The sequence below is a fragment of the Paenibacillus sp. cl141a genome, from assembly GCF_900109305.1.
GTDB lineage: Bacteria > Bacillota > Bacilli > Paenibacillales > Paenibacillaceae > Paenibacillus_AQ > Paenibacillus_AQ lautus_A.
Map to the genome: position 1 here is coordinate 238,015 of NZ_FNZO01000008.1, position 21,379 is coordinate 259,393.

At 53.0% G+C, this 21,379-nt stretch carries 18 protein-coding genes; all 18 read right to left on the minus strand.

Annotation, left to right across the window (positions count from 1 at the left end; translation table 11 throughout):
* Positions 1-17 precede the first annotated feature (17 nt).
* The 18 genes from BMX45_RS21550 to BMX45_RS21635 all read right to left on the minus strand — a co-directional run bounded on the left by BMX45_RS21550 (position 18) and on the right by BMX45_RS21635 (position 21,296).
* Entirely contained in the window at positions 18-428 is a 411-nt protein-coding gene (locus tag BMX45_RS21550) for a MerR family transcriptional regulator (RefSeq protein ID WP_006209652.1), read from the minus strand.
* 81 nt (positions 429-509) lie between these two features.
* Entirely contained in the window at positions 510-1,763 is a 1,254-nt protein-coding gene (locus tag BMX45_RS21555; protein ID WP_090911678.1) for a methionine gamma-lyase family protein, read from the minus strand.
* A gap of 147 nt (positions 1,764-1,910) precedes the next feature.
* Entirely contained in the window at positions 1,911-3,203 is a 1,293-nt protein-coding gene (gene hflX / locus BMX45_RS21560; protein WP_090911680.1) for a GTPase HflX, read from the minus strand.
* A gap of 121 nt (positions 3,204-3,324) precedes the next feature.
* Positions 3,325-4,308 (minus strand): AAA family ATPase, encoded by a 984-nt coding sequence (locus BMX45_RS21565; RefSeq protein ID WP_090911682.1) that lies wholly within the window; start codon positions 4,306-4,308, stop codon positions 3,325-3,327.
* A gap of 82 nt (positions 4,309-4,390) precedes the next feature.
* Positions 4,391-5,044, minus strand: coding sequence for a YdcF family protein (locus tag BMX45_RS21570; protein WP_090911684.1), 654 nt, complete (start codon positions 5,042-5,044; stop codon positions 4,391-4,393).
* A complete protein-coding gene (locus BMX45_RS21575; RefSeq protein ID WP_015734660.1) occupies positions 5,044-5,601 on the minus strand; it encodes a ribonuclease FAU-1 family protein in 558 nt (185 codons plus the stop codon). The genes BMX45_RS21570 and BMX45_RS21575 overlap by 1 nt, the downstream gene beginning before the upstream one ends.
* 99 nt (positions 5,602-5,700) lie before the next feature.
* Complete coding sequence (locus BMX45_RS21580; protein WP_090911686.1) at positions 5,701-8,388, minus strand: PBP1A family penicillin-binding protein; 2,688 nt, start codon at positions 8,386-8,388, stop codon at positions 5,701-5,703.
* Positions 8,389-8,574: 186 nt separating this feature from the next.
* Positions 8,575-8,814, minus strand: coding sequence for an RNA chaperone Hfq (gene hfq, locus BMX45_RS21585; protein WP_009590863.1), 240 nt, complete (start codon positions 8,812-8,814; stop codon positions 8,575-8,577).
* A 53-nt stretch (positions 8,815-8,867) separates the two neighbouring features.
* Positions 8,868-9,815, minus strand: a complete 948-nt coding sequence (miaA, locus tag BMX45_RS21590) for a tRNA (adenosine(37)-N6)-dimethylallyltransferase MiaA (protein WP_090911688.1) — start codon at positions 9,813-9,815, stop codon at positions 8,868-8,870.
* The gene (locus BMX45_RS21595) at positions 9,805-10,584 is read right to left on the minus strand and encodes a class I SAM-dependent methyltransferase (protein ID WP_090911690.1); all 780 of its coding nucleotides are present in this window, start codon (positions 10,582-10,584) and stop codon (positions 9,805-9,807) included. Before BMX45_RS21595 ends, miaA begins: the two co-directional genes overlap by 11 nt.
* A 17-nt stretch (positions 10,585-10,601) precedes the next feature.
* Positions 10,602-12,578, minus strand: coding sequence for a DNA mismatch repair endonuclease MutL (mutL, locus tag BMX45_RS21600; protein WP_090911692.1), 1,977 nt, complete (start codon positions 12,576-12,578; stop codon positions 10,602-10,604).
* Between the two features lie 38 nt (positions 12,579-12,616).
* Positions 12,617-15,388, minus strand: coding sequence for a DNA mismatch repair protein MutS (mutS, locus tag BMX45_RS21605; protein WP_090911694.1), 2,772 nt, complete (start codon positions 15,386-15,388; stop codon positions 12,617-12,619).
* Between the two features lie 61 nt (positions 15,389-15,449).
* Positions 15,450-16,715 carry a putative amidoligase domain-containing protein gene (locus BMX45_RS21610; protein ID WP_090911696.1) on the minus strand — a complete coding sequence of 422 codons (1,266 nt, stop codon included), beginning with the start codon at positions 16,713-16,715 and terminating at the stop codon, positions 15,450-15,452.
* A 106-nt stretch (positions 16,716-16,821) separates the two neighbouring features.
* Entirely contained in the window at positions 16,822-17,382 is a 561-nt protein-coding gene (locus tag BMX45_RS21615; RefSeq protein ID WP_090911698.1) for an outer spore coat protein CotE, read from the minus strand.
* A 128-nt stretch (positions 17,383-17,510) separates the two neighbouring features.
* Positions 17,511-18,491: an aromatic acid exporter family protein gene (locus tag BMX45_RS21620; RefSeq protein ID WP_090911700.1), complete on the minus strand. Its 981-nt coding sequence runs from the start codon at positions 18,489-18,491 to the stop codon at positions 17,511-17,513.
* A 146-nt stretch (positions 18,492-18,637) separates the two neighbouring features.
* On the minus strand, positions 18,638-19,471 hold the full coding sequence (locus tag BMX45_RS21625; RefSeq protein WP_090911703.1) for an ABC transporter permease: 834 nt from the start codon (positions 19,469-19,471) through the stop codon (positions 18,638-18,640).
* A gap of 5 nt (positions 19,472-19,476) precedes the next feature.
* Positions 19,477-20,250, minus strand: coding sequence for an ABC transporter ATP-binding protein (locus BMX45_RS21630; protein ID WP_015734650.1), 774 nt, complete (start codon positions 20,248-20,250; stop codon positions 19,477-19,479).
* A 41-nt stretch (positions 20,251-20,291) separates the two neighbouring features.
* Complete coding sequence (locus BMX45_RS21635) at positions 20,292-21,296, minus strand: ABC transporter substrate-binding protein (protein ID WP_090911705.1); 1,005 nt, start codon at positions 21,294-21,296, stop codon at positions 20,292-20,294.
* Between the last annotated feature and the right edge of the window lie 83 nt (positions 21,297-21,379).

Sequence of the window (21,379 nt, forward strand, 5' to 3'; positions counted from 1 at the left end):
TGACAGCATGGCAATCCTTATTTATTAAAAAACCGGGATAATTCCCCTTGAATCAATGAAACCTGACCCGGTCTTTTAGCGGTAATCAATTCCTGCTTCAGCAAACGGCGCAGCTGCGACTCCGACATCTCACGGCGTCTGTTCTCCGTATCCGGCGTAATGACGGTAGCCTCTTCAGACTCTTTCGTGACCGGGTTCATGACTTGTTTAATGCCGGCAATGTTCACGCCTTTTTCAATCAAAGCCTTAATCTCTAGCAGTCGCTCCACATCATTGAAGGAAAACAGGCGTTGGTTGCCCGACGTACGGGCTGGGACAATTAAATTATGCTGCTCATAATAGCGAATTTGTCTGGCAGATAGATCCGTAAGCTTCATAACAATGCCTATCGGAAATAACGCCATATTCCTCCGAATCTCATCACCCATATCTCATCAACCTTCCAAGTGGTTATTCTGATCCTATTGTACATTTCCTGATCAGCCACGTCAACCGCATGTAAGGATAACTCACAATAGTTTACGATCTTTCATGTTTTGGAGTGCCATAAGTACCCCATATTTAACATGAGAATAAGTCAAACCACCCTGCATGTAGCCGATATAGGGTGAACGGATAGGCGCATCCGCGGACAATTCCAGGCTTCCTCCCTGAATGAACGTGCCTGCCGCCATGATCACCGGATGCTCATATCCCGGCATATCCCAAGGTTCGGGAACCACATGGCTGTCCACGGCCGCGGCCCGTTGTATCCCTTGAACAAAAGCGATCAGATGTTCCGCTCCGCTAAAAGATACCGCCTGGATCAAATCGGTACGCTCATCCTGCCAGCCCGGCTTGGTCGTAAATCCCACGGCTTCAAACATCGCGGCAGCATAGACGCTCCCCTTGATGGCTTGCCCGACGGTGGAAGGTGCCAGGAATAAGCCCTGATAGATTCCTCGAGTCGTTCCCAGCATAGCTCCGACTTCACGTCCGATTCCGGGTGCAGTCAACCGATACGCCGCCTGCTCGACATAGGCTGCTTTGCCGCATATGTAGCCGCCGGTTTCGGCAATGCCGCCGCCAGGATTTTTGATTAGAGAACCCGCCATCAGATCAACGCCGACCTCCGTCGGTTCCAGACGCTCCGTAAACTCACCGTAGCAGTTATCCACAAACACGATTACATCCTCGCGAATGGACCGTATACGGCTTACCATCTCGCCAATTTGGGCAACGGTAAACGAAGACCGCCAATCATACCCCCGGGAGCGTTGGATACCGATAACTTTCGTTGAAGGCACGATGGCACTCTCGACCCGCTCCCAGTCAATGTCCCCTTGTTCTGTCAGCGCCACCTCACGATAGCCGATACCGAAATCGCGCAGCGATCCGGTGCCGTCCCCGGGCTTGCCAATGACTTTATGCAGCGTGTCGTAGGGACGACCAGTAATGTAAAGCAGCTCATCTCCCGGTCGTAATACACCAAACAAGGCTGTCGAGATCGTATGGGTTCCAGAGGCAAAATGGGGCCGCACCAGTGCCGATTCGGCTCTGAATACCTCAGCGTAAACTTCATCCAGCACTTCACGGCCACGATCATTATAGGCATAGCCGGTGGAACCCGCAAAATGGAAATCACTCACCTGAAACTTCTGGAAAGCATCAATGACCTTCCACTGATTAAAATCAACAATGGTGTCAATCTCCCGTACACGCCGACTGATTTTGGACTCAATCTCACTGCTCAATTCAAGTATATCTTGCGAAAATCTTGCCATGACGAACTGCTCTCTCCTCTTATACACATGATGTCTCACATCTTAACACATATTTTTATTACATAGAACTCATCAACGTTTCAAAACCGCCCCGAACACGCAATATAAGCCCCTGAACAGGGGCATATGCGCATTTACTACCTATGCTTAAGATCCATTCTGAACGTAATCATGAAGCAAATAACCCATCTTTTCATAATCCGCTTTATTGATCCGGACCTCATAGAGGATATCATTCTCGTCAAAAGACTGCTCCAGCACGTCTCCGACCCGGTATACTACCGAGTTCAAATCGCCGCGGTCGGCCGGAATCCGGAACGTGACGTTGCCTCCGGAGAGCCGGTCCTGTATCGCTTCGCGCACCGATTCCAAATCCTCATCGACGTACGCGCTGATCTTTAATTGCCCCTCACCCGTCGGCAGCATTTCCAGCTGGCCAGGCTCACAAGCATCCTTTTTGTTAAACAGGACGATTTGAGGTTTATCGGCGGCTCCCAAATCCTGAAGAATGGACTGAACCACCGCCATCTGTTCGTCCCGCATAGGTGAAGAAGCATCCACGACATGAAGGATCAGATCGGCTTCGTTGGCTTCTTCCAGCGTCGCACGGAATGCAGCCACCAAATCATGGGGAAGATTCTGTATGAATCCTACGGTATCCGTCAGCACGACTTCTTTGCCGCTTGGCAGCTCCAGCACGCGCGAAGTGGGGTCCAGCGTCGCAAACAATTGATTTTCAATATAAACGTCAGCGGCCGTTAACCGATTCAACAAAGTCGATTTGCCGGCATTGGTGTAACCAACAAGCGCAACCTGCACGGCCCCGCTCTTCTTCCGGCGCTCCCGATGGAGCGTCCGATGCCGGGTGACTTCATCCAACTGCCGCTTTAAGTCGCTGATTCTGTCGCGAATATGCCTGCGGTCGGTTTCGAGCTTGCTCTCCCCCGGCCCGCGCGTCCCGATTCCCGCTCCGAGCCTGGACAGATTTTTGCCATGTCCCGACAACCTCGGGAGCAGGTACGTAAGCTGGGCCAGCTCCACCTGGATAATCCCCTCACGGGTTTTCGCCCGCTGCGCGAAAATGTCCAGAATCAATTGAGTCCGGTCGATAATCTTGACATCAAGCGATTCTTCCAGATTTCGAACCTGCGCCCCCGATAGTTCCTGGTCGAATATGGCCGTGGTAGCGCCTAAGCCATCAATCGCCATGCGCAGCTCTTCGACTTTCCCTTTGCCGATAAACCACTTGGAATCCGGCACTTCCCGATTTTGCGTAATGACATCCAGCACCTCTACTCCAGCGGTTTCGGCCAGCTGGACCAGCTCCTGCAGCGAGTGTTCCGGATTAATCCCGGTGCGTTTAACCGCGTCCGTAACCAAACTGACCAGAACGGCTTTATCTTCGATCTCTGTCCGGGTATCATGCGTTATATTTGTCATATAGCCAACTCCTTCTAACGATACGTCTACTAATTTAACTAACCGCTGCTGCCTGCAATAAACATTATGATCCAAAGAAAGCAGTGTTACCCCTTCATTATGTTCGAAGACAAGCTTAAATTCATTGTAATTTTCCGTTTAACTTAAAGTCCTCCGGCCGCAGGGTCATAAGCTCCAGCTTGCCCGGGTTGCCCGTTACGTATTGATTCAACAGCCGGACCGATTGATTCCTTATCGATTTCTCGATGACATTCCGTACATAACGCGCGTTGCTGAAGGCGTGCAGCCCATGGTCCTTCTCCAGCTGCAGGTGGTCCTTCAGCTTGCTCAGCGACTGCGGCATCAAGATGTAGTCTCTCTCCTTCGCCATCAGCTCCGAAATCTGGATCAATTGATCCAGATTGTAATCCGGGAAGTCCATCTGGATCGGAAAACGGGAATGCAAACCGGGATTCGTATCCATAAAAAAATCAATCTCGTCACTGTAACCTGCCAGAATAAGAATGAACTGGTTTTTATGATCCTCCATGGCTTTGACAAGCGTATCGATCGCTTCCTTGCCAAAATCCTTCTCGCCTCCGCGGGCGAGGCTGTAGGCCTCGTCGATGAACAAAATGCCACCCAACGCCTTCTTGACCAGTTCCCTGGTCTTTTGTGCCGTGTGGCCGATATATTCGCCAACGAGGTCCGCCCGCTCCACTTCGACCAGGTGGCCCTTATTCAGCACGCCCATCTTCTGAAACAGCTTCGCTACGATGCGGGCGACCGTCGTTTTGCCCGTACCGGGATTTCCTTTGAAAATCATATGGTATACATGACCGCCGCTTAATAAGCCTGCTTCCGAACGCATCTGGGCTACTTGAAGCAGAGCATAGATTTCAAACACCAAGTCTTTGATCTGTTCTAGACCTACCAGCTGATCCAGCTCTTTTTGTATTTCTTGGAATAGACTGTGCTGGGAAACAGGGTTCGGCGAAGGGGCCGGTTCGCGTTCCGGAACCGCACTGCTGATGAGTGGGGGTTCCGCGCTGCGGAGCACGACATTTATCTGCCGGGATGGCCGTCCTTCAGATCGGCCGTTAGCGGCCGTTACACGCCCGTTCATTGCTCCTCACCTCTTTATCCAAAGGGCTGACTATCTATTCCAATGTATTCTATTTACAGCCTGCTTATTAGAAGTTTCGTCCTCATAGGACACCCATGGCGATCAACAGCCGATCGGCCGTCCATTTCGTATAAGCCAGCACTTCCCGGGACTTGTGCTTAGCCATGGGCAGAACGGTAGATTCTGTCAGCGACATCGAGGGTTGATCGTAGCCAAGGGCTGTTGCGACCTCCATGGCCCTAGTCCCGTGATAATCATGGGTTACAATGATAGCGGTGTTCCACCCGTGCTCCTCCATGATCGCTTGGCTGTATAGCAAATTCTCGTAAGTGCTCGTAGCTTCGTTCTCAAGGAAGATTCGTTCTTGAGGCACCCCTGCCTCGACCAGGAAGTTTCTCATCCCCTCGGCTTCGGTATAATTGTACTCGGGTTTATCCAGACCGCCTGTAACAATGAAGGTATCGAATCGACCGGCATTATACTCAACCAGCGCATGCTCAAGGCGTTCGCGAAGGCCGGGACTTGGTTGATCCCCCCACATGGAGGCGCCCAAAATGATGCCGACGTCCGCTTTCTCCGCAGGTCTGCTGATGGCGCTTTCGATTTTCCAATACGCATAACCTGACCATAAAACTCCGAGAACGACGAGCGAGAGCAGGGCATACATCCCTCGCCGATACCATGCTCTCTTTCTTGTGCCTGCGGTCGGCAGGCCTTTATGTATTTCCTGACGCATTATTTCTTCCTCCTGAACTCTCCGTTATGAAATAACTGGTCGCGATGCTTCAGTGACATCATAAAATAAGGAAATTCATGTGCGTCGATGGCCCGAAGCAGGTTTCGTGCAGTCACCTTGGCAAGCCTGTAATCATCCCGGGTGATATCATTCCGGCGCAGGGCATCCTCAAGCTCATCTTCATCCAGCAAGAACACTTCGCCATTCTTGACGACCACAACGTCCAGGTATAGATCGTCAAACCATGGGACGCCCTGATCGGTTACACCTTGTTTCTTGCAAATATCGATATACCATTGAACAATATTCCGCTTGTCGTCAAACATGGCCGTAACGATGTAATGGCTGTCCTTGGGATAATACTGCAGCCATGAATAGCCTTTGTCCGCGATTCGGTAAGTATGACGGCCATACGTCTTCCACAACGGTTCTTTCAGGCCATAGATGGTATATAACGTGAGATACCCTGTAAATTGCTCACATTCCACATACCGGGAAGTGAAGTGCCGGCGGGTGATACGGCGCCAATTCGCCCGATCTCCGAATTTACGTTTCATGGAACTTTTCCTCCCCATTCGTATTCCCAGCTTACCACATTTGGGTAACACACTCAAAACAAAGAAGCCTCCGCAATCATGCGGAGGCTTCTGAATTTATTATGGGCTGTCTTGGGACTGGTCAGACGTGTTCGCCGGATCCGACGGATCCACGATCGTTCCCGGAACCGTAGGGATATTGCCGGTATCCGTGTCGGTTCCTCCCGTGCCACCGTCACCGGTGCTCGTTCCATCTCCTGAGCCATCCGTTCCGTCGCCGGGATTTTGGCCATCCTGACCATTCCCAGCTCCGTTTCCATTGTCAGGCGGAGTCGTACCGTTTCCGTTTCCGTTTCCATTCCCATGGCCATTGCCCGGTTCGCCCGAACCGTTGCCGTTACCATTACCATTACCATTACCATTACCATTACCGTTGCCGTTACCATTCTCATTACCCGGCATCTCGTTTCCTTCCCCGTTCTCACCATTATCCACCGGAGGCGGTTCTTGAGTGTCTCCTGGATCGGGTTCCAGATCCTCAGGCGGCAATTCCTCGGAAACAGCCACGATCTGCAAAATGTTTGAAGGTTCCGATTCATCGCCGGTTGATGGATCGAAGGCCGTTACGTAATAATCGTATGTCAATCCTTCCATCGCACTCATATCCTCAATGGAGGTTCCGCCCAAAGAATCGAGGATGCGCGTGTACTCGGACTCGGACGTTTCCTTACGGTATATGCGGTACTGAACATTGCCTTGAACCGGATTCCAGCTCAGTGATACGGTCTGGGTCTCCCCGTTATAAGAGCCCGTCAAACCGTTGACTGCGCTTAATGCCGGTTCTTCTACAGGCGGCTGTACCGGCTGGACATTCGGGAAATTCTTCGCCTCATAGCCTTGAACCGCCTTCTCCATCACTTTGCCCCATAAGGAAGCAGAGATCGAGCTGCTTCGTTTCAGCAGATGCTGGCGATCAGGATTATCGTAGCCCATCCATACAGCTGCCGTTAATTCCGGCGTATAACCGACAAACCATACGTCGCGGTTCGAGCTGACGCCCTTGTAGCCGCTCTGCGTGGTTCCCGTCTTACCGGCTACCGGACGGCTGATCCGGGCATTCTTACCCGTTCCGTCCTCTACGACGCGACGCATCATGTCCGTCATTTGCGAAGCCGTCGTCTCGCTCATCACGCGCTTCCCTTTGCTGCCCTTGTTCTCATGCACAACCTTGCCTTTGTTGTCTTTAATTTGTTTGATGGCAAAAGCCTCTTTGAATTCTCCGCCATTGGCAAAGGCACTGAAAGCTTGAGCCATCTCGAAGGTGTTCGTACCGGTATCCATGCCGCCCAGGGCCAAGGATAGGTTCGCATCCCCTTCGGACATCTTGATGCCGAGGCTTTGCGCAAAATCAAATCCGGTTTTCACGCCGATTTCGTTCAACAGCCATACGGCCGGGATGTTCTCGGAACGCTGAATCGCTTCCGGCATGCCGATCGTCTCCGAGTAACCGTGCAGGTTATTCGGACAGTAATTGCTGCCGAAACACTGCTTCTTGTTGCTGAGTCTCGAATCCTTCGTAAATTTGCCGGATTCAAGCGCCGGCGCGTAGGATACAATCGGCTTCAAAGCGGAGCCCGGCTGACGACGGCTGTCGGTAGCCCGGCTGAACCCGCCGCGCGTATACTCCCGACCGCCGACCATGGCGACGATCCCGCCGGTCTCTTGGTTAATGATGACCATGGAGCCTTCAACCTGCACGTCATCCGGACTTTCCTCGAAGTTGGCCGGATTATTGAATTCCTCTTCCATGGCCGTTTGGGCATTCACGTCCATCGTGGTATAAATCTGATAACCGCCAATGTTAACGTCATCCTCGGTAAGGCCCCACTTCTCTTCGGCCTCTTCCATGACATAATCGATAAACGCCGTATACTTCTGTTGTCTTTCAGGCGGCGTATAGGCATAGTCCACCTTCTTGGCTTCCGCTGCCTCTTCGGCCGTGATATATCCCTGTTGTTCCATCAGGGTAAGGACGACCGCGCGCCGCTCTTTGGAAAGGTCGGGATTCTTGAGCGGATTATAGCGGGACGGCCCTTTCGGCATTGCCGCAAGCGTCGCCATTTCCCATAAATCCAGCTCTTTCAGATCCGACTTGCCGAAATAACGCTCGGATGCGGCTTTGATGCCGTAATATGGTCCACCGAAGTTAATCCGGTTCAAATACATCTCGATAATTTCTTGTTTGCTATGCTGACGCTCAAGCGCCAGCGCGATCGACATTTCAGTCGCCTTTCGGAAGAATGTTTTGTCCCGGGTCAGGAATATATTCTTCGCCAGCTGCTGCGTGATCGTGCTTCCGCCTTCCACCATGGACCGGGCCATGATATCCTTTACTGCTGCACGGCCGATCGACCACATGTCCACGCCGTTATGCTCCATGAACCGTTTATCCTCAGTTGCAATGAATGCTTGTATCAATTTCTCCGGAATATCCTCGTACTTCACGGGATCGCTCTTCTGCAGGGACAACTCGCCCATCAGCGTGCCGTTGCGGTCATATACTTTGGAAGTACCGTAAGCGGTCAATTTATCCTGATTCTGTTCCAGCAGCTTTTCTCCGCTGATCAGGATGAACAAATAACCTGCAAGCGCGCAGAAAATCGCAATGACGGCCGTGAAAAACAGCGCCCATGCAATTCGCTTTCCCTTGCCCTTTTTCTTCTTTGCATTCGGTTTCGTGGTTTTGGATGTCTTCGAGTTGTCTTTGTTTTTATTCAAACGAGACATCTGATTATCTTTTCCAGCCATTTGTCCCCCTCCTTACTCCCTTGCGGGATCAAACCTTCTGACTCTCGAGTCGTGCCTCGGAAAGAAAAGAACAACCCTCTCAGGTTGCTCTCTGCACTCCTTATAAGCTAAACGAATTATAAACCAAAAAGTTTCAAATTAATCAAAGGCGGTATGATTTTGCTCTCTATGAATCCATTCTAAAATCTATTGTTCGCTGTTGTTATCCTGCATCAGGGACACATTACGCTGCGGCATGAACGTGGAGATGGCATGCTTGTACACCATTTGCTGACGGCCGTCGCTGTCAATCACGATGGTAAAATTGTCAAAAGCTTTGATCGTTCCACGGATCTGAAAGCCGTTTGTAAGGTATACCGTGGCCGGAATGTTCTCTTTGCGCAGTTGGTTCAAGAACGTGTCTTGGATGTTAATGGACTTGTTCATTAGCCGTACCCCCAATGGTTCAATTAGATTGTTTTGAAAATATATTCAAGATTTCAGTGAAACTTTCCTGCTATTATAGCACGGATTTTTTGATAGTTAGCAGAAAAATTTCCCGAGTCGGTGACGTCTACCCACTCGATGTCCTTCATGTGGCGAAACCAAGATAGCTGCCGCTTAGCGAAACGGCGCGTATCGCGCTTAAGCAGCACGACGGCCTCCTCGTAGCTGAACTCCCCTTTAAGGTACGACACGATTTCCTTGTAACCCAGCCCTTGCATGGATACTAGCCCCGGAGCGAACCCTTTGTCCATGAGCGCCGCCACCTCATCAACAAGTCCTTGGCTCAGCATAAGGTCAATTCGCTCTTCAATACGGTTATATAGCATTTGCCTGTCCATTGTCAAACCGACCAAGCATAAGTCATAGGGAGACTGCTTGGTTTGAGGCGCTAGCTGGGCCGAAAGTGGGACGCCAGTCACATGAAATACTTCCAAAGCACGAACGACCCGGCGTAGGTCGTTAGGGTGAAGCCGCTCGGCCGTTTCAGGATCTACTCCTGCCAATTTCTGATGGAGAGCCTCTGCACCATGTTCATTGGCGTAGCGGAACTGCTCCTCCCGAAAAACTTCATCCGCTCCGGTCTCGCTGAACTGATAACCGTAGCATACCGACTCTACGTAAAGCCCGGTTCCGCCAACGAGGAACGGAAGCTTCCCCCGCTCCGTGATCTCGGCGATCAGCCGCTGGCATTGCTCTTGAAATTCGGCCACCGAGTACGGGTGATCAGGCTCGTGAATGTCAATGAGATGGTGGGGCACGCCTTCCATTTCCTCCTCGGTAATTTTGGCCGTGCCAATATCCATGCCCCGGTATACCTGCATCGAATCGCCGGATATAATCTCGCATCCGAATTCCTTTGCAATTTCAATGCTCATTTTGGTTTTGCCTACCGCTGTCGGTCCAATGAGAACCAGCAGTTTCAGTTTGGTATTATCTGTCAATGGGAATCACTCCGTACGTTATTTTGGATTTTCCCCGTTCAGGCAGCGCAAAGCCGAGCCGTTCGAATTCTCCGCTGGATCGCGCTTCTTTCATGACGACGGTTTTGCGCGCGACCCTGATCGCTTCCCTCACGCTTTCCGCATCCAGAGGCTCGCCGTTTGCATAATGCCTTAACGGGTTGATGGAAGCCGAGTCGGTGATCGGTTCACGGAACATCGGGTCAAAGTAGACAATGTCGAAACTTTGGTCCGGCAGCGATTTCAAATAATCCAGGTGATGGCCGTGCCTGACCTCGATTCGCCGCATCGCCTGATCGCTGGCTTCCAGATGGCTTTCATAGGTCCGTAGCCCCTCTTTCAGCAGCGCAAACAAAGGCAGCGAGCTTTCCAGGGCGGTGATCCGGCTGTTCGCCCCTCCCTTGCCCGAGAATACCAAGGCGTCCGCTCCAAGGCCCGCCGTGCAATCCAGCACGGAGTCCCCCTCCTCCATTCCCGATGCCTCCAGCATGGGATCGGGTTTTCCGTTCAGCACCCGTTTCAATCGGACAAAGCCCATGCTCGGGTGAAATTCCATGACAGAGCCGCCAGGTCCGCTCAAACGCACATGTCCGTTCAGTACCACCAGTACGTCGTCGTCCCCGAACCTGCGGGCTAATTTTCGCAATGAATGGCCGCCGCGCTGGACGTAACGGCAGCCGGTTTCCTGGGCTAAACGTTTGGCGCGCTCGACGATGTCCGGCGCTTCCGCTTCTCCAGTTGTAATGATCATGAAGGTCCTCCTTGCTGTTACATGACGCGCTTAAACATTTTCTCCAAATCATATGCCGAGAACGAAACCACGATCGGTCGTCCGTGCGGACAGGTGTAAGGCTGCCGGCAGGCGCCCAAACGCTGGATCAACGTCATCGCCTCCTGTTCCGTCAGCTTCTGATTGGCTTTGATGGAAGCTTTGCACGAACACATGATCGATGAGGTTTCTCTCAGCTTGGCGATATCGATATTACGCTCATTCAGCACCCATTCGGCCATCTCTTCGATGATGGCCTTCTCTTCGCCCTTAGGGAACCAGAAGGGATGCGAACGGACCAGGAAGGTATGGCCGCCAAAAAACTCCATATAAACGCCGACCTTCTCGAACCAATGCAGCCGTTCCTTTACCTTCTCCGATTCCGAGGGCGTGAATTCCAGCGTGATCGGCAGGAGCAGCTCCTGCGATGCGTCCGCCGGGTTGCCGAACTGCTCGTAGTAATACTCGTAGTTAATCCGCTCATGCGCGGCATGCTGATCGATCAGATATAGACCGGTATCATTCTGCGCAATGAGATAGGTGCCGTGATGCTGGCCGATAAGCGTTAGTTCCGGAAAAGGCGGAATTTCGGGAGCTGGCCCTGAAACGGCCTGCAGCCACTCCTTCGTCACGACATTTCCGCGGCTTCTGGCCTCATTGCGGTAATCGCTCCGATAAGAAGAGGAAGCAGCCGTCTCACGCATCTGCGATGCCGCGGCTGATCCTGCTGTTACGTCCCCGTAAGAACGCGTGATACCGGATGGGGACGGTGCAAGCGACTGTTTGTCAGGCCACGCTGCAGGCGGCGTTGGAAGCGGCGTGTTTCCGCCCGCGGATCGATCGCCGCTGCCAGGGATCTCACGATCCTGATCCTGCCCGCCGCGGGCCGCTCCGGCATACCCTTCTGCCTGTGGAAATGACAGCTGTTCCTGGATATACGCATTGTCGCTTTTGCCGATATTCTGTTTGGCCGGACGCGGGATGAGGATTTCCTGCTGCAGCACCTTGCGAACCTCTTCCTCCACGAAAGCGAACAGCTCCTGCTCTTTGCTGAACCGCACCTCCAGCTTGGAAGGATGCACATTCACATCGATCAATGAAGGATGCATGGACAGCTGAATGACGACAAGCGGAAACCGGTTGATCGGCAGCAGCGTATGATAACCTCTCAATATCGCCTGCATTAAGCCGTAATTCCGGACATAACGCCCGTTTATGATGAGCGACATGCCGTTCCGGTTGGCCCGGGTATAGTCCGGACGGCTGATATACCCGCTTAACGTATAGTCCATATTCTCGGCTTCGAACGGCAGCATGGCTTTGGCCGATTGGGTGCCGTATACGGCCGCTATGACCTGAAGGGCATCGCCGTTGCCCAGCGTCTGCAGCAGCGAGTTCCCGTTATGCCGGAGCGTAAAAGCGATATCCGGCCTCGAAAGCGCCAAGCGGTACATATAATCGGATATATGCCCTAATTCGGTCTGGATCGTTTTCATATATTTCAGCCTTGCCGGCGTATTGTAAAACAATTCCTTCACTAGGAAATCCGTTCCTCTGGGTGCGGCCGTCTCTTCGTTCACCCGCAGATGGCCGCCTTCGATTTCGATCTTCCGTCCGCGGCCATCCTGGGCATTGGACGTAACGAGGCGCACCTTCGATACAGCTGCTATGGACGGCAGGGCTTCTCCCCGGAAACCAAGGCTGGTGATCTGAAACAAATCGCGTCCCTCGGCAATTTTACTTGTCGCATGGCGATAAAAAGCCGTCTCGCAATCCTCCGGATCGATGCCCGCGCCGTTATCCGTTACGCGAATGCTGTCCAGACCGCCCTCTTCGACCGAAACGTCGATCTTGGTGCTCCCGGCATCAATGGCGTTCTCGACCAGCTCCTTGACAACGGAGGCAGGCCGCTCCACCACCTCGCCGGCAGCAATCTGGTTTGCAATATGCTCGTCCAAAATCCGAATAATCCCCATTGTTCCTACCTCCGTTCCTTTTCATTCCCATGCCAATATCACATATCCTTCGCTTGAAGCTTCAGGTCATTCAGGAACTGCATCGCCTGAAGCGGCGTCATGTTCATGACGTCGGCACCTTTGACGGCATCTATGATGCTCTTAACAGCAGGATCGTGAGCAGCTTCTTGCGGAGAAGAGTGCTGATCCTTGCCCATCTTGGCGTTCCGGGCTTCAGGCACTTCCTCCTCGCCGAAAATGGAGAGCTGCACCACGCCAACTTTCGGGTCTGCTCCGTTCAGGCTGCCGGTATACGCTATCGTCTCTTCACGGAATTCATGCAGAGCTTCCGGTCCGCTGCGCCTCACATCGGAAGAGGCATCGGACGCCGGCTCCTTCCGATGGACCGCGACCCCTTGCTCCGATGCCACTGCGGCCAGGGAAGCCATCTCCAGGCCCTGCAGCAGCCCATAAGCGCGATCAATGATGCTGCCGGGCAAACCTGCCAGTCTGGCACAATAAATGCCGTAGCTGCTGTCCGCCGCGCCAGGAATCAGCTTGCGGAGAAAATGCACCTTGTCGCCGCTTTCCTGAACCGCCATGGAATAATTCTTAAGTCCGCCAAGGCTCTCCTGAAGGTGAGCCAGCTCATGGAAATGCGTCGATACCAATGCCTTGCAGCCGATATGATCATGCACGTATTCAATCACGGCTTGCGCAATGGCCATGCCTTCGCTCGTGGACGTACCGCGCCCAAGCTCATCAATGATGATCAGGCTGCGTGGCGTCGCTTTTTCGGTCATGACCTGGATATCCGCCATTTCCACCATGAAGGTGCTCTGACCGCCGATCAGGTCGTCGGCGGCGCCGATGCGAGTAAAGATCCGGTCGACCAGCGGGATAACCGCGCGCTCCGCCGGGACAAAGCAGCCCATCTGCGCCAATATGGATAACAGAGCCACCTGGCGCATGTACGTGCTTTTGCCGGCCATATTCGGACCCGTTATGAGCAGGATCGAAGAGCCGTCCTTGCGCAAATCCGTTCCGTTCGCGATAAACGACGAATCCTTCATAACGGCTTCCACCACCGGATGACGGCCGCCTTCAACGATATAATCATAGCCCTCGCTCAGCTCCGGCTTGACGAACCTGTACTCCGCGCTGACGGCAGCCAGCGACTGATAGACGTCAATCTCGGCGATGCGCTCGGCGAGTTTCTGCAGCCGGCTCACTTGGGTATTCAGCTTATCCCTCAGCTCGGTAAAGAGCGCATACTCCAGATCCACCATTTTCTCCTGGGCTTCCAGGATCAGTCCTTCCTTCTCCTTCAGTTCGGGCGTGACGTAACGCTCCGCGTTGGCCAGCGTCTGCTTGCGCTCATAGCGGCCTTCCGGCAGGGATGACAGATTGGATTTGGTGACCTCGATATAATAGCCGAACACCTTGTTATAACCGATTTTCAAAGACTTGATCCCGGTAGCAGCACGTTCCTTGGCCTCCAGCTCGGCGATCCAGCGTTTGCCGCTGGTGCTCGCTTCCCGAAACTCATCCAGCCGTTCGTGGTACCCCGGCTTGATGATTCCTCCGTCGCGCACAGACACCGGCGGCTCATCCACAATCGCATTCTCGATCAGTTCGCACAGATCGTCGCAAACATCGGTATCCGCTGCCACGCGCCGCAGCGTCTCGGAAGGCGACTGGGCACACAGCTCCTTCAGGGAAGGAATTTGCCTCAATGACAGCTTGAGCGCATTCAAATCGCGTCCGTTCGCGCTGCCGAACGCGATCCGGCCGACCAGCCGCTCCAAATCGTAAATCTCTTTCAGCGCCATCCGCAAATCTTCGCGCAGTATGTACTGGTTATACAAATGCTCAACGGCCTCCAGCCGCTCCTCGATCCGGCTTCGGGACAGCAGCGGTTTATCGATTCGCCGCCGCAGAAGTCTGGCTCCCATGGAGGTTTCCGTACGATCCAGAAGCCATAGGAGGGACCCTTTCTTCGAGCGTTCACGAACCGTCTCCACCAGCTCCAGATTCCGCCTGGTGAACGGATCCAGAACCATGTATTGTCCCGGCTCGTAGGAAGCGATTTGAGTCAGCTGCCCCAGCGACCGCTTCTGCGTCTCGCTTAAATACGAGATGAGCAGGGATACGCAGGCTCTTCTCTCCTCTTCGAGGCGGGCCCATGCCGCTTCTCCGAATTGGGTCCTAACCAATGCGTCTTCTCTTCGATCCCAGGCCGTATATACGATATTCCGGCTGCCTGGCAGCGCCTGCGATGAGATGATCGCCAGCAGCGACGCATCCCCGATTATTTCGGAAGGTTCATAAATGCCAATCTCGTCCCTCAGCCATTCCTCCGATGAAGGCACCGACGTCACGTAAAGCTCGCCGGTGGACAAATCGCATGCGGATAAGGACATCAAGCCGCCCGCTTCCGTCACGCATACCATGTAATTGTTCGATTTGTCGTGAACGACCTTGCCGTCCATGATGGTTCCCGGCGTAACGACCCTGACGATTTCCCGCCGCACCATGCCTTTGGTGACCGAAGCATCCTCCATCTGTTCGCAGATGGCGACTTTGTACCCCTTTTCAATCAACCGTTGGATATAACCTTCAGCGGAATGATAAGGAACCCCGCACATCGGTATTTTCTCTGCACCGCCGCCTTCGCGGCCGGTCAGCGTAATCTCCAATTCCTTCGACGCAAGGATCGCGTCATCGAAAAACATTTCGTAAAAATCGCCCAAGCGGAAAAAAAGAAACGCATCGCGCGCTTGTTCTTTGACTTTCAAATATTGTTCAATCATCGGCGTATATTTAGCCATGACGTACCTCCATTACCTTTCTAGCTTGACCTCCATTATAACAGAAATTGACCGTAAGGCATCACGGCTTGGTTGGAATATTCCACAGCGGCCGGATATCCCTGCTCTCATCCCATGTTCGTCCCGTCTCCATGTACGCTAGAGCCCGCTCGATTTCACGGGCAAAATCCGGGTACTCCGGCAGTGCCGACAGATCCCTGTGCCAGCTTGCAATACACTCTTTGAGCACGGATTGATCGCCTTCGTAATAGGCACGGTGATACCGTTCGGTGTTTAACGGCCTCCCCGGCAGGCGATCGCTGTAGCGGGCAGCCAGGTAGGCCACGCCCAGCGACACCTTCGCGACGAGCGGCGAGACGAGAAAGCTGGGCAGCGTACGGTATTCAAACCCGCCGTAAGGCTGCCTCCGGAAATCCCCAAGGAAACCGTATCGTGGCCTCCGCAAACGCCCATTGGGGTCTTCGAGCAGGGACAGCGGCAGAGCCACATAATTATCCAGGGTCTGAAGAAGAGACAGGGACAGCGGTACGCCGCTGAAGTGAATATGGCCTCCCAGCGGAAAATCGCGATGCGGCAGTGCGCCTGCCTTCCATGCCAGTGAACGATCCTGAATCAGGAGATGAGCTTCACGCAGAGCTCTTTGCATTTCAAGCAGCAATTCCTTCGGATTCGCCTTGGGCGACGGCCTGAGCTCGGCAATAGGGTAAATCACCTCGCCCCGTAAACGAACGGCATCGCTTCCGACCGACCCGCCGCGTTCCATAAATTCGGATGCAAACACGATGTCTCCGTTATCCTTCATCAGCACAAACTCCGGATCCATGCCCATGAGTAACGATGAAACAAGAGGAGAACCGCCTTCTTCGTTGTAAGCAGGGTACCCTTCCGTCCGCCGTGCCCCCTGACCCTTGGCACTCATTACGGCTTTGTTGCGGTCAGCTGGCATGCGGATATCCTCCACTACGTATCTTCGACCGGGGCGGGCCGTAATGATGACCTCCCCTCCATCGACGCCCAATGTATACAGCGACCGCAGGGCCGCTTTCTCCAATCTTCGATGCAGGCCATCTTCATATTTTCCGCTCTCGGGATCGGGCAAGAACACCGTTTCGCTGCCGCCCATTTGATGTTGGCGGATCTTGGCTGCAGCCAGCCGGTCAACATGCACCGCGTACCTGGCGGCGTAACGTTTCTCCTCGACTGAACCCGAATGCAAACCACACGGAATCCCGGATCGGATCAACCGCGCTTGCGCCAGGAGCGAAGCCGATCCCTGCAGCGACACATATTTTGTTTCGGCCGCTGGTTGTACGATCATTCTAGCCATCCCCATTCCCCCTGCAAATAAAAATAAAAAAGAGGGCATCCGCCCTCCGCAAAGCTGCCCTCGCTGCATATGCTAAGATTATAATCATTCCTACAGGAGGGTTAACTTACAGTTCATCCTCCAGACCTTCGTAATCTTCGTAATCATCGACGTCGTCTCCCAGGACGTAGTCGAATTCTTTGTCTTCGTAGTCGCCGTGAGGTTGGCTGCATACTTTGACAATGACCTTGGTTTCGGCTACCAGTTCCACCGCGTACTCTCTCTCTACCCGCAGAATGACGCTCGTGCCATTCGAGGATACGCTAGCCTCGACACAGCTCGGCTCCTGCGTCGCTTCAGCCGACACCTCCACCGTGGATGCACGATGCTTCGGATCCAGATAGGAAAGAGGCACGCGTTCTACATACGATACCGTTTCTTTCGCCACATCGGTCTGCGAATTTTTGTCATAGGAATACCAGATGTTTACATCGTAAGTACCAATAACTTCAATTCCGTCTCCGGCGGCAACCGCCTCGTACTGATGGTTTATAATCCAAGCCCCCAAAATACTGGTCGGATTATTAGGCGGAGTCACGGTATGTGTTACGGTAGAGAACTTACGACCCTTGCCGCAGATCGCCTTCGTGATGATTTCTCTACATTGGTGTTTATGACTCAATGACATCTTCGAACCTCCTCCATACAATCATTCCATACATGTGTATGCAAGACATGGGCGAATGTTGAATGAAGTGGTCCAAATAAATTCATATGATGCTAAAAATATCAGATTTATTTTTGAAAATTGCTAAGCTATACGGCCGAATCCGCGCGCTTCTGCGGTTTTTTAGCCGTGGGCGCTTTATACTTTTTCGAAATATTCAAATAGTATTCCAGCTCGTGGCAGAGCTGCAAAATCGCAGAGCGGACCTCGAATTCCTCGCGGGTCGTCGGGAGCTCCATCTCTTTGAACCTGTCCTCCAGCTCAATCAGCAGTCCTTCGGACTTCCCCGTATAGCCCTCGGCAGCGACATCCTGGCTTAACTGATCGAAAATTTCAGCCGTCAGCACACCGTGCGGAAGCCGCTCGTACACCTGGGAGATCTGATGCATCATGCTCTGGATATTCTCCATCTGTTCCTTACGCATATAAAAATAGATGTTCCATGAGCCGTCCGGATGAATCATCTGGTTCTCCGAAGCCCGCTTCGCTTCCTCTATCCCTTTTTCGATCTGCCGATTGGCCTCGATCAGCTCTTTTCCGTCCCATATATGTTCGGGATTTCGAAGCGTCAGCGAAAAATGATGGAAAATGACAGAGAAAAGCCCGTCCACCTTGCGGCGGATTTCCATCATCGCCCCCTCGCTGTTCGGCATATAAACCAGGTTCACGAGCATGGCCGACCCGAGGCCGATAATCAAAAGTTCGATTTGCGTGAGCAATATGCCGAGTCCGATCTCTTCCCCCTGAAACACCCGAAACACCACAACCGAGCTGGTCACGATGCCTTCCTTGAAATTAGCCCTCGATATCGCGGGAAATGCAAGCAATATGTACAAGGCCAGCACCCAGTAATGAAAACCGAGAAAATAAAATAAAATGCACGCCAGCACAAGTCCCAGCAATGACGCAAAAAATCGGGACGATATGGAACGCACGCTCCGTTTGCGCGTAACGTCAACGCCGAGTATAGCAAGAAGACCGGCGGACGTAGCCCCCGGTATGTTCAAAGCATCTGTAATTAAAATGGCAAGCAGGCTGGCCGCTGCTGTTTTGATGACACGAAATCCCATGTGATGAAAAGCCTCCAGGCGAGTTGTTGATGGCTATATCTGCTTCTTTATCATGTTAGCCGCATATACGCATATATAAGGTATCTTCATCCTAGCTTATTTTTATGCCGTTAACAACCATGCCTGACGCCGCAGGTGATGCCTGCCTAGCGGTGGGTCAACAATTTCCTTTCTATATATACCACGATTTGATACATGGCCGTTGCAACAACGGCAATGATAAGCAGACTCGATAACACGAGCGTGAAGTTGAATACCTGAAAACCGTACATAATCAAGTAACCGAGACCCGATTTGGCCACCAAAAATTCGCCGACGATGACGCCGACCCATGCCATGCCCACGTTAACCTTGAGGGTCGATACGATCGCGGGATAGGAAGCCGGCAAGATGACCCGTTGAAATACCTGGCGCTTGGTTCCGCCGAACGTGCGGACGACCTTGATCAGATTGGAATCCACCTCGTTAAAGCTATTGTATACGACGAGCGTGGTCACAATGACCGTAATGGATAGCGTTGTGACGACAATGGCGGTAAAGCCGGCGCCGAACATCACGATGAATATGGGACCCAGCGCCACTTTCGGCATGCTGTTGAACACGACCATATAAGGATCCAGCACTTTATTGAGAAACGGGGACCACCAGATCAATACGGCCATCAGCGTGCCAACGAGCGTGCCGAGCAGGAATCCAACAACCGTCTCCCCTACCGTGACCCCCAGGTGTCCCCATAACTCGCCGCTGATCATGTTATCCCATATGTTCGCAAAGATTTTGGTAGGGTAGCTGAACAGCAGCACGTCGATCCATTTGAATCTGCCCGCCGCTTCCCACCAGATAAAGAACAGCAGCAGCAGGCTGAGCTGAACGGTCAGTACCCGGTTTTGCATGCTTTTCTTTCGCTTCATATGAGTGGCATAGATATTCTGGAGCCAGCCCTTCGAAGAAGAAGCTGACGGCTCATCCCTTGATGTCATAGGCTTCACTCCTTCCCGATCGTTTGCATTTCGCCCCAGATTTCATGAAACAATTCATTGAACCCCGGCTCCTTGCGGGCAAAAAACGGCTGCGCCCGGCGGATGTTGTCGGGGATATCAAACAAACGGTGAACCCGCCCGGGATTACGGTTCAAGAGAATGACCCGGTCGCTCATCGCAATCGCTTCGGATAAATCATGAGTGACCAGGATGGCCGTCTTCCCCCGCTCCTTCAGGGTTTCCACGATCAAATCCTCAAGCTGCAGCTTCGTCTGGTAGTCCAGCGCGGAGAAAGGTTCATCCAGCAACAGCAGTCCCGGATCCGTAGCTAAGGTCCTGACGAGCGCTACCCGCTGCCTCATCCCGCCTGACAGCTGCGCCGGATACAGATTACCGCTCTCCCCGAGCCCCATTTCCCTGAGCAGATTCCCTACGACGCTTCGGCTTTGCGGATTCAGCCTCTCCGTCAATTCCAATCCGATCAAGGCGTTATCCATGATGGTCCGCCAAGGAAATAAATAGTCCTGCTGCAGCATGTACCCGACTTCCGGCGACGGTCCGTTTACCGGTTTGCCGTTTACGTAAGCAGCCCCTTTGGAGGGGGCAAGCAGGCCGGCAATGACCGACAAAATGGTCGTTTTCCCGCAACCGCTAGGCCCTACCAGACTGATGAACTCCCCCGGCTCCACCTTCAAATGAATTCCCTCCACAGCCAGAGAGGCTTCCCGATCGGTGACATATACATGAGCGATATCATTCAATTCAACTACCGGTACCATGGTGCTCTCTCCTTTCGTTCTATGGATCAGGAGTGCGTGATTTATTTAGCTTGCTTTGCTTTTTCGGCAAAGCTGTTGTTGACGATGGCATCCGGCGCTACCCGTTCCTTCAGTTCCCCGGCCTGCTCCATCACGTCCAGCAGATTGTTCCACTCCGCCTCATCCACGATCGGATCGCCGGCGTAACTGCCCTGCTCTTTGTAGCGCTTGACCGAGGACACCACGATGTCGCGGTCGCTGTCTTTAAAATAAGGCTGGATCGCATCCGCGATATCTTCGGGACTGCTCGCATCCACCCATTGCTGTGCCTTGTACAGGGCGTTCGTAAACTTCTGCACCGTGGCATCGTTTTTGTCGATATAGCTTTGCTTTGTCATAAACACGGTGTACGGCAGATGCCCGCTTTCTACGCCAAAGGAAGCCACCACTTTGCCACGGCCTTCTTTTTCAAATATGGAGGCCTGCGGCTCAAAGAGCTGGACAAACTCACCCGTACCGGAAGCATACGCCGAAGCGATGTTCGCAAAATCGATGTTCTGAATCAGCTCCAGGTCCGCATGCGGATCGATTCCTTTTTTACGGAGCGTAAACTCGCCTGCCATCTGCGGCATTCCGCCCTTACGCTGACCGAGGAATACTTTGCCCTTCAGGCTGTTCCAGTCAAAATCACCCGATCCATCCCTGGCCATCAGAAACGTGCCGTCCGTCTGCGTCACCTGCCCGAAATTGATGACCGGGTCTTCAGAGCCCTGTTGGTACACATAAATCGAAGTTTCCGAGCCGACAAGCGCCACGTCGATGGCTCCGGACAGCAGAGCCGTCATCGTTTTGTCACCGCCCGGGGTCGTCTGCAGCTCGACATCCAGCCCCTCTTCTTTGAAAAATCCTTTCTCCAATGCGACATACTGCGGCGCATAGAAGATCGAACGCGTCACTTCGCCGATCTTGACTTTCGTGGCCGATCCGCCGCCCCCGCACCCGGCAAGCGCAGCTCCGCATACAAGAAGCAAGGATAAAGCTAGCCCCCACCATTTTTGACGCTTCATTCGATAACCCTCCATTCCCATAGACCCAATGTTTCTTTTCAGCATATGCAAGCGTCAGCCCAAAGGTTAAAAGCCTGGTTAGA

What these genes read in the sequence shown, in the direction of transcription:
- BMX45_RS21550 (WP_006209652.1), bottom strand. Translation starts at nt 428, where the DNA reads ATGGGTGATGAGATTCGGAGGAATATGGCGTTATTTCCGATAGGCATT.
- BMX45_RS21555 (WP_090911678.1), bottom strand. Translation starts at nt 1,763, where the DNA reads ATGGCAAGATTTTCGCAAGATATACTTGAATTGAGCAGTGAGATTGAG.
- hflX (WP_090911680.1), bottom strand. Translation starts at nt 3,203, where the DNA reads ATGACAAATATAACGCATGATACCCGGACAGAGATCGAAGATAAAGCC.
- BMX45_RS21565 (WP_090911682.1), bottom strand. Translation starts at nt 4,308, where the DNA reads ATGAACGGGCGTGTAACGGCCGCTAACGGCCGATCTGAAGGACGGCCA.
- BMX45_RS21570 (WP_090911684.1), bottom strand. Translation starts at nt 5,044, where the DNA reads ATGCGTCAGGAAATACATAAAGGCCTGCCGACCGCAGGCACAAGAAAG.
- BMX45_RS21575 (WP_015734660.1), bottom strand. Translation starts at nt 5,601, where the DNA reads ATGAAACGTAAATTCGGAGATCGGGCGAATTGGCGCCGTATCACCCGC.
- BMX45_RS21580 (WP_090911686.1), bottom strand. Translation starts at nt 8,388, where the DNA reads ATGGCTGGAAAAGATAATCAGATGTCTCGTTTGAATAAAAACAAAGAC.
- hfq (WP_009590863.1), bottom strand. Translation starts at nt 8,814, where the DNA reads ATGAACAAGTCCATTAACATCCAAGACACGTTCTTGAACCAACTGCGC.
- BMX45_RS21595 (WP_090911690.1), bottom strand. Translation starts at nt 10,584, where the DNA reads ATGATCATTACAACTGGAGAAGCGGAAGCGCCGGACATCGTCGAGCGC.
- mutL (WP_090911692.1), bottom strand. Translation starts at nt 12,578, where the DNA reads ATGGGGATTATTCGGATTTTGGACGAGCATATTGCAAACCAGATTGCT.
- mutS (WP_090911694.1), bottom strand. Translation starts at nt 15,388, where the DNA reads ATGGCTAAATATACGCCGATGATTGAACAATATTTGAAAGTCAAAGAA.
- BMX45_RS21610 (WP_090911696.1), bottom strand. Translation starts at nt 16,715, where the DNA reads ATGGCTAGAATGATCGTACAACCAGCGGCCGAAACAAAATATGTGTCG.
- BMX45_RS21615 (WP_090911698.1), bottom strand. Translation starts at nt 17,382, where the DNA reads ATGTCATTGAGTCATAAACACCAATGTAGAGAAATCATCACGAAGGCG.
- BMX45_RS21620 (WP_090911700.1), bottom strand. Translation starts at nt 18,491, where the DNA reads ATGGGATTTCGTGTCATCAAAACAGCAGCGGCCAGCCTGCTTGCCATT.
- BMX45_RS21625 (WP_090911703.1), bottom strand. Translation starts at nt 19,471, where the DNA reads ATGACATCAAGGGATGAGCCGTCAGCTTCTTCTTCGAAGGGCTGGCTC.
- BMX45_RS21630 (WP_015734650.1), bottom strand. Translation starts at nt 20,250, where the DNA reads ATGGTACCGGTAGTTGAATTGAATGATATCGCTCATGTATATGTCACC.
- BMX45_RS21635 (WP_090911705.1), bottom strand. Translation starts at nt 21,296, where the DNA reads ATGAAGCGTCAAAAATGGTGGGGGCTAGCTTTATCCTTGCTTCTTGTA.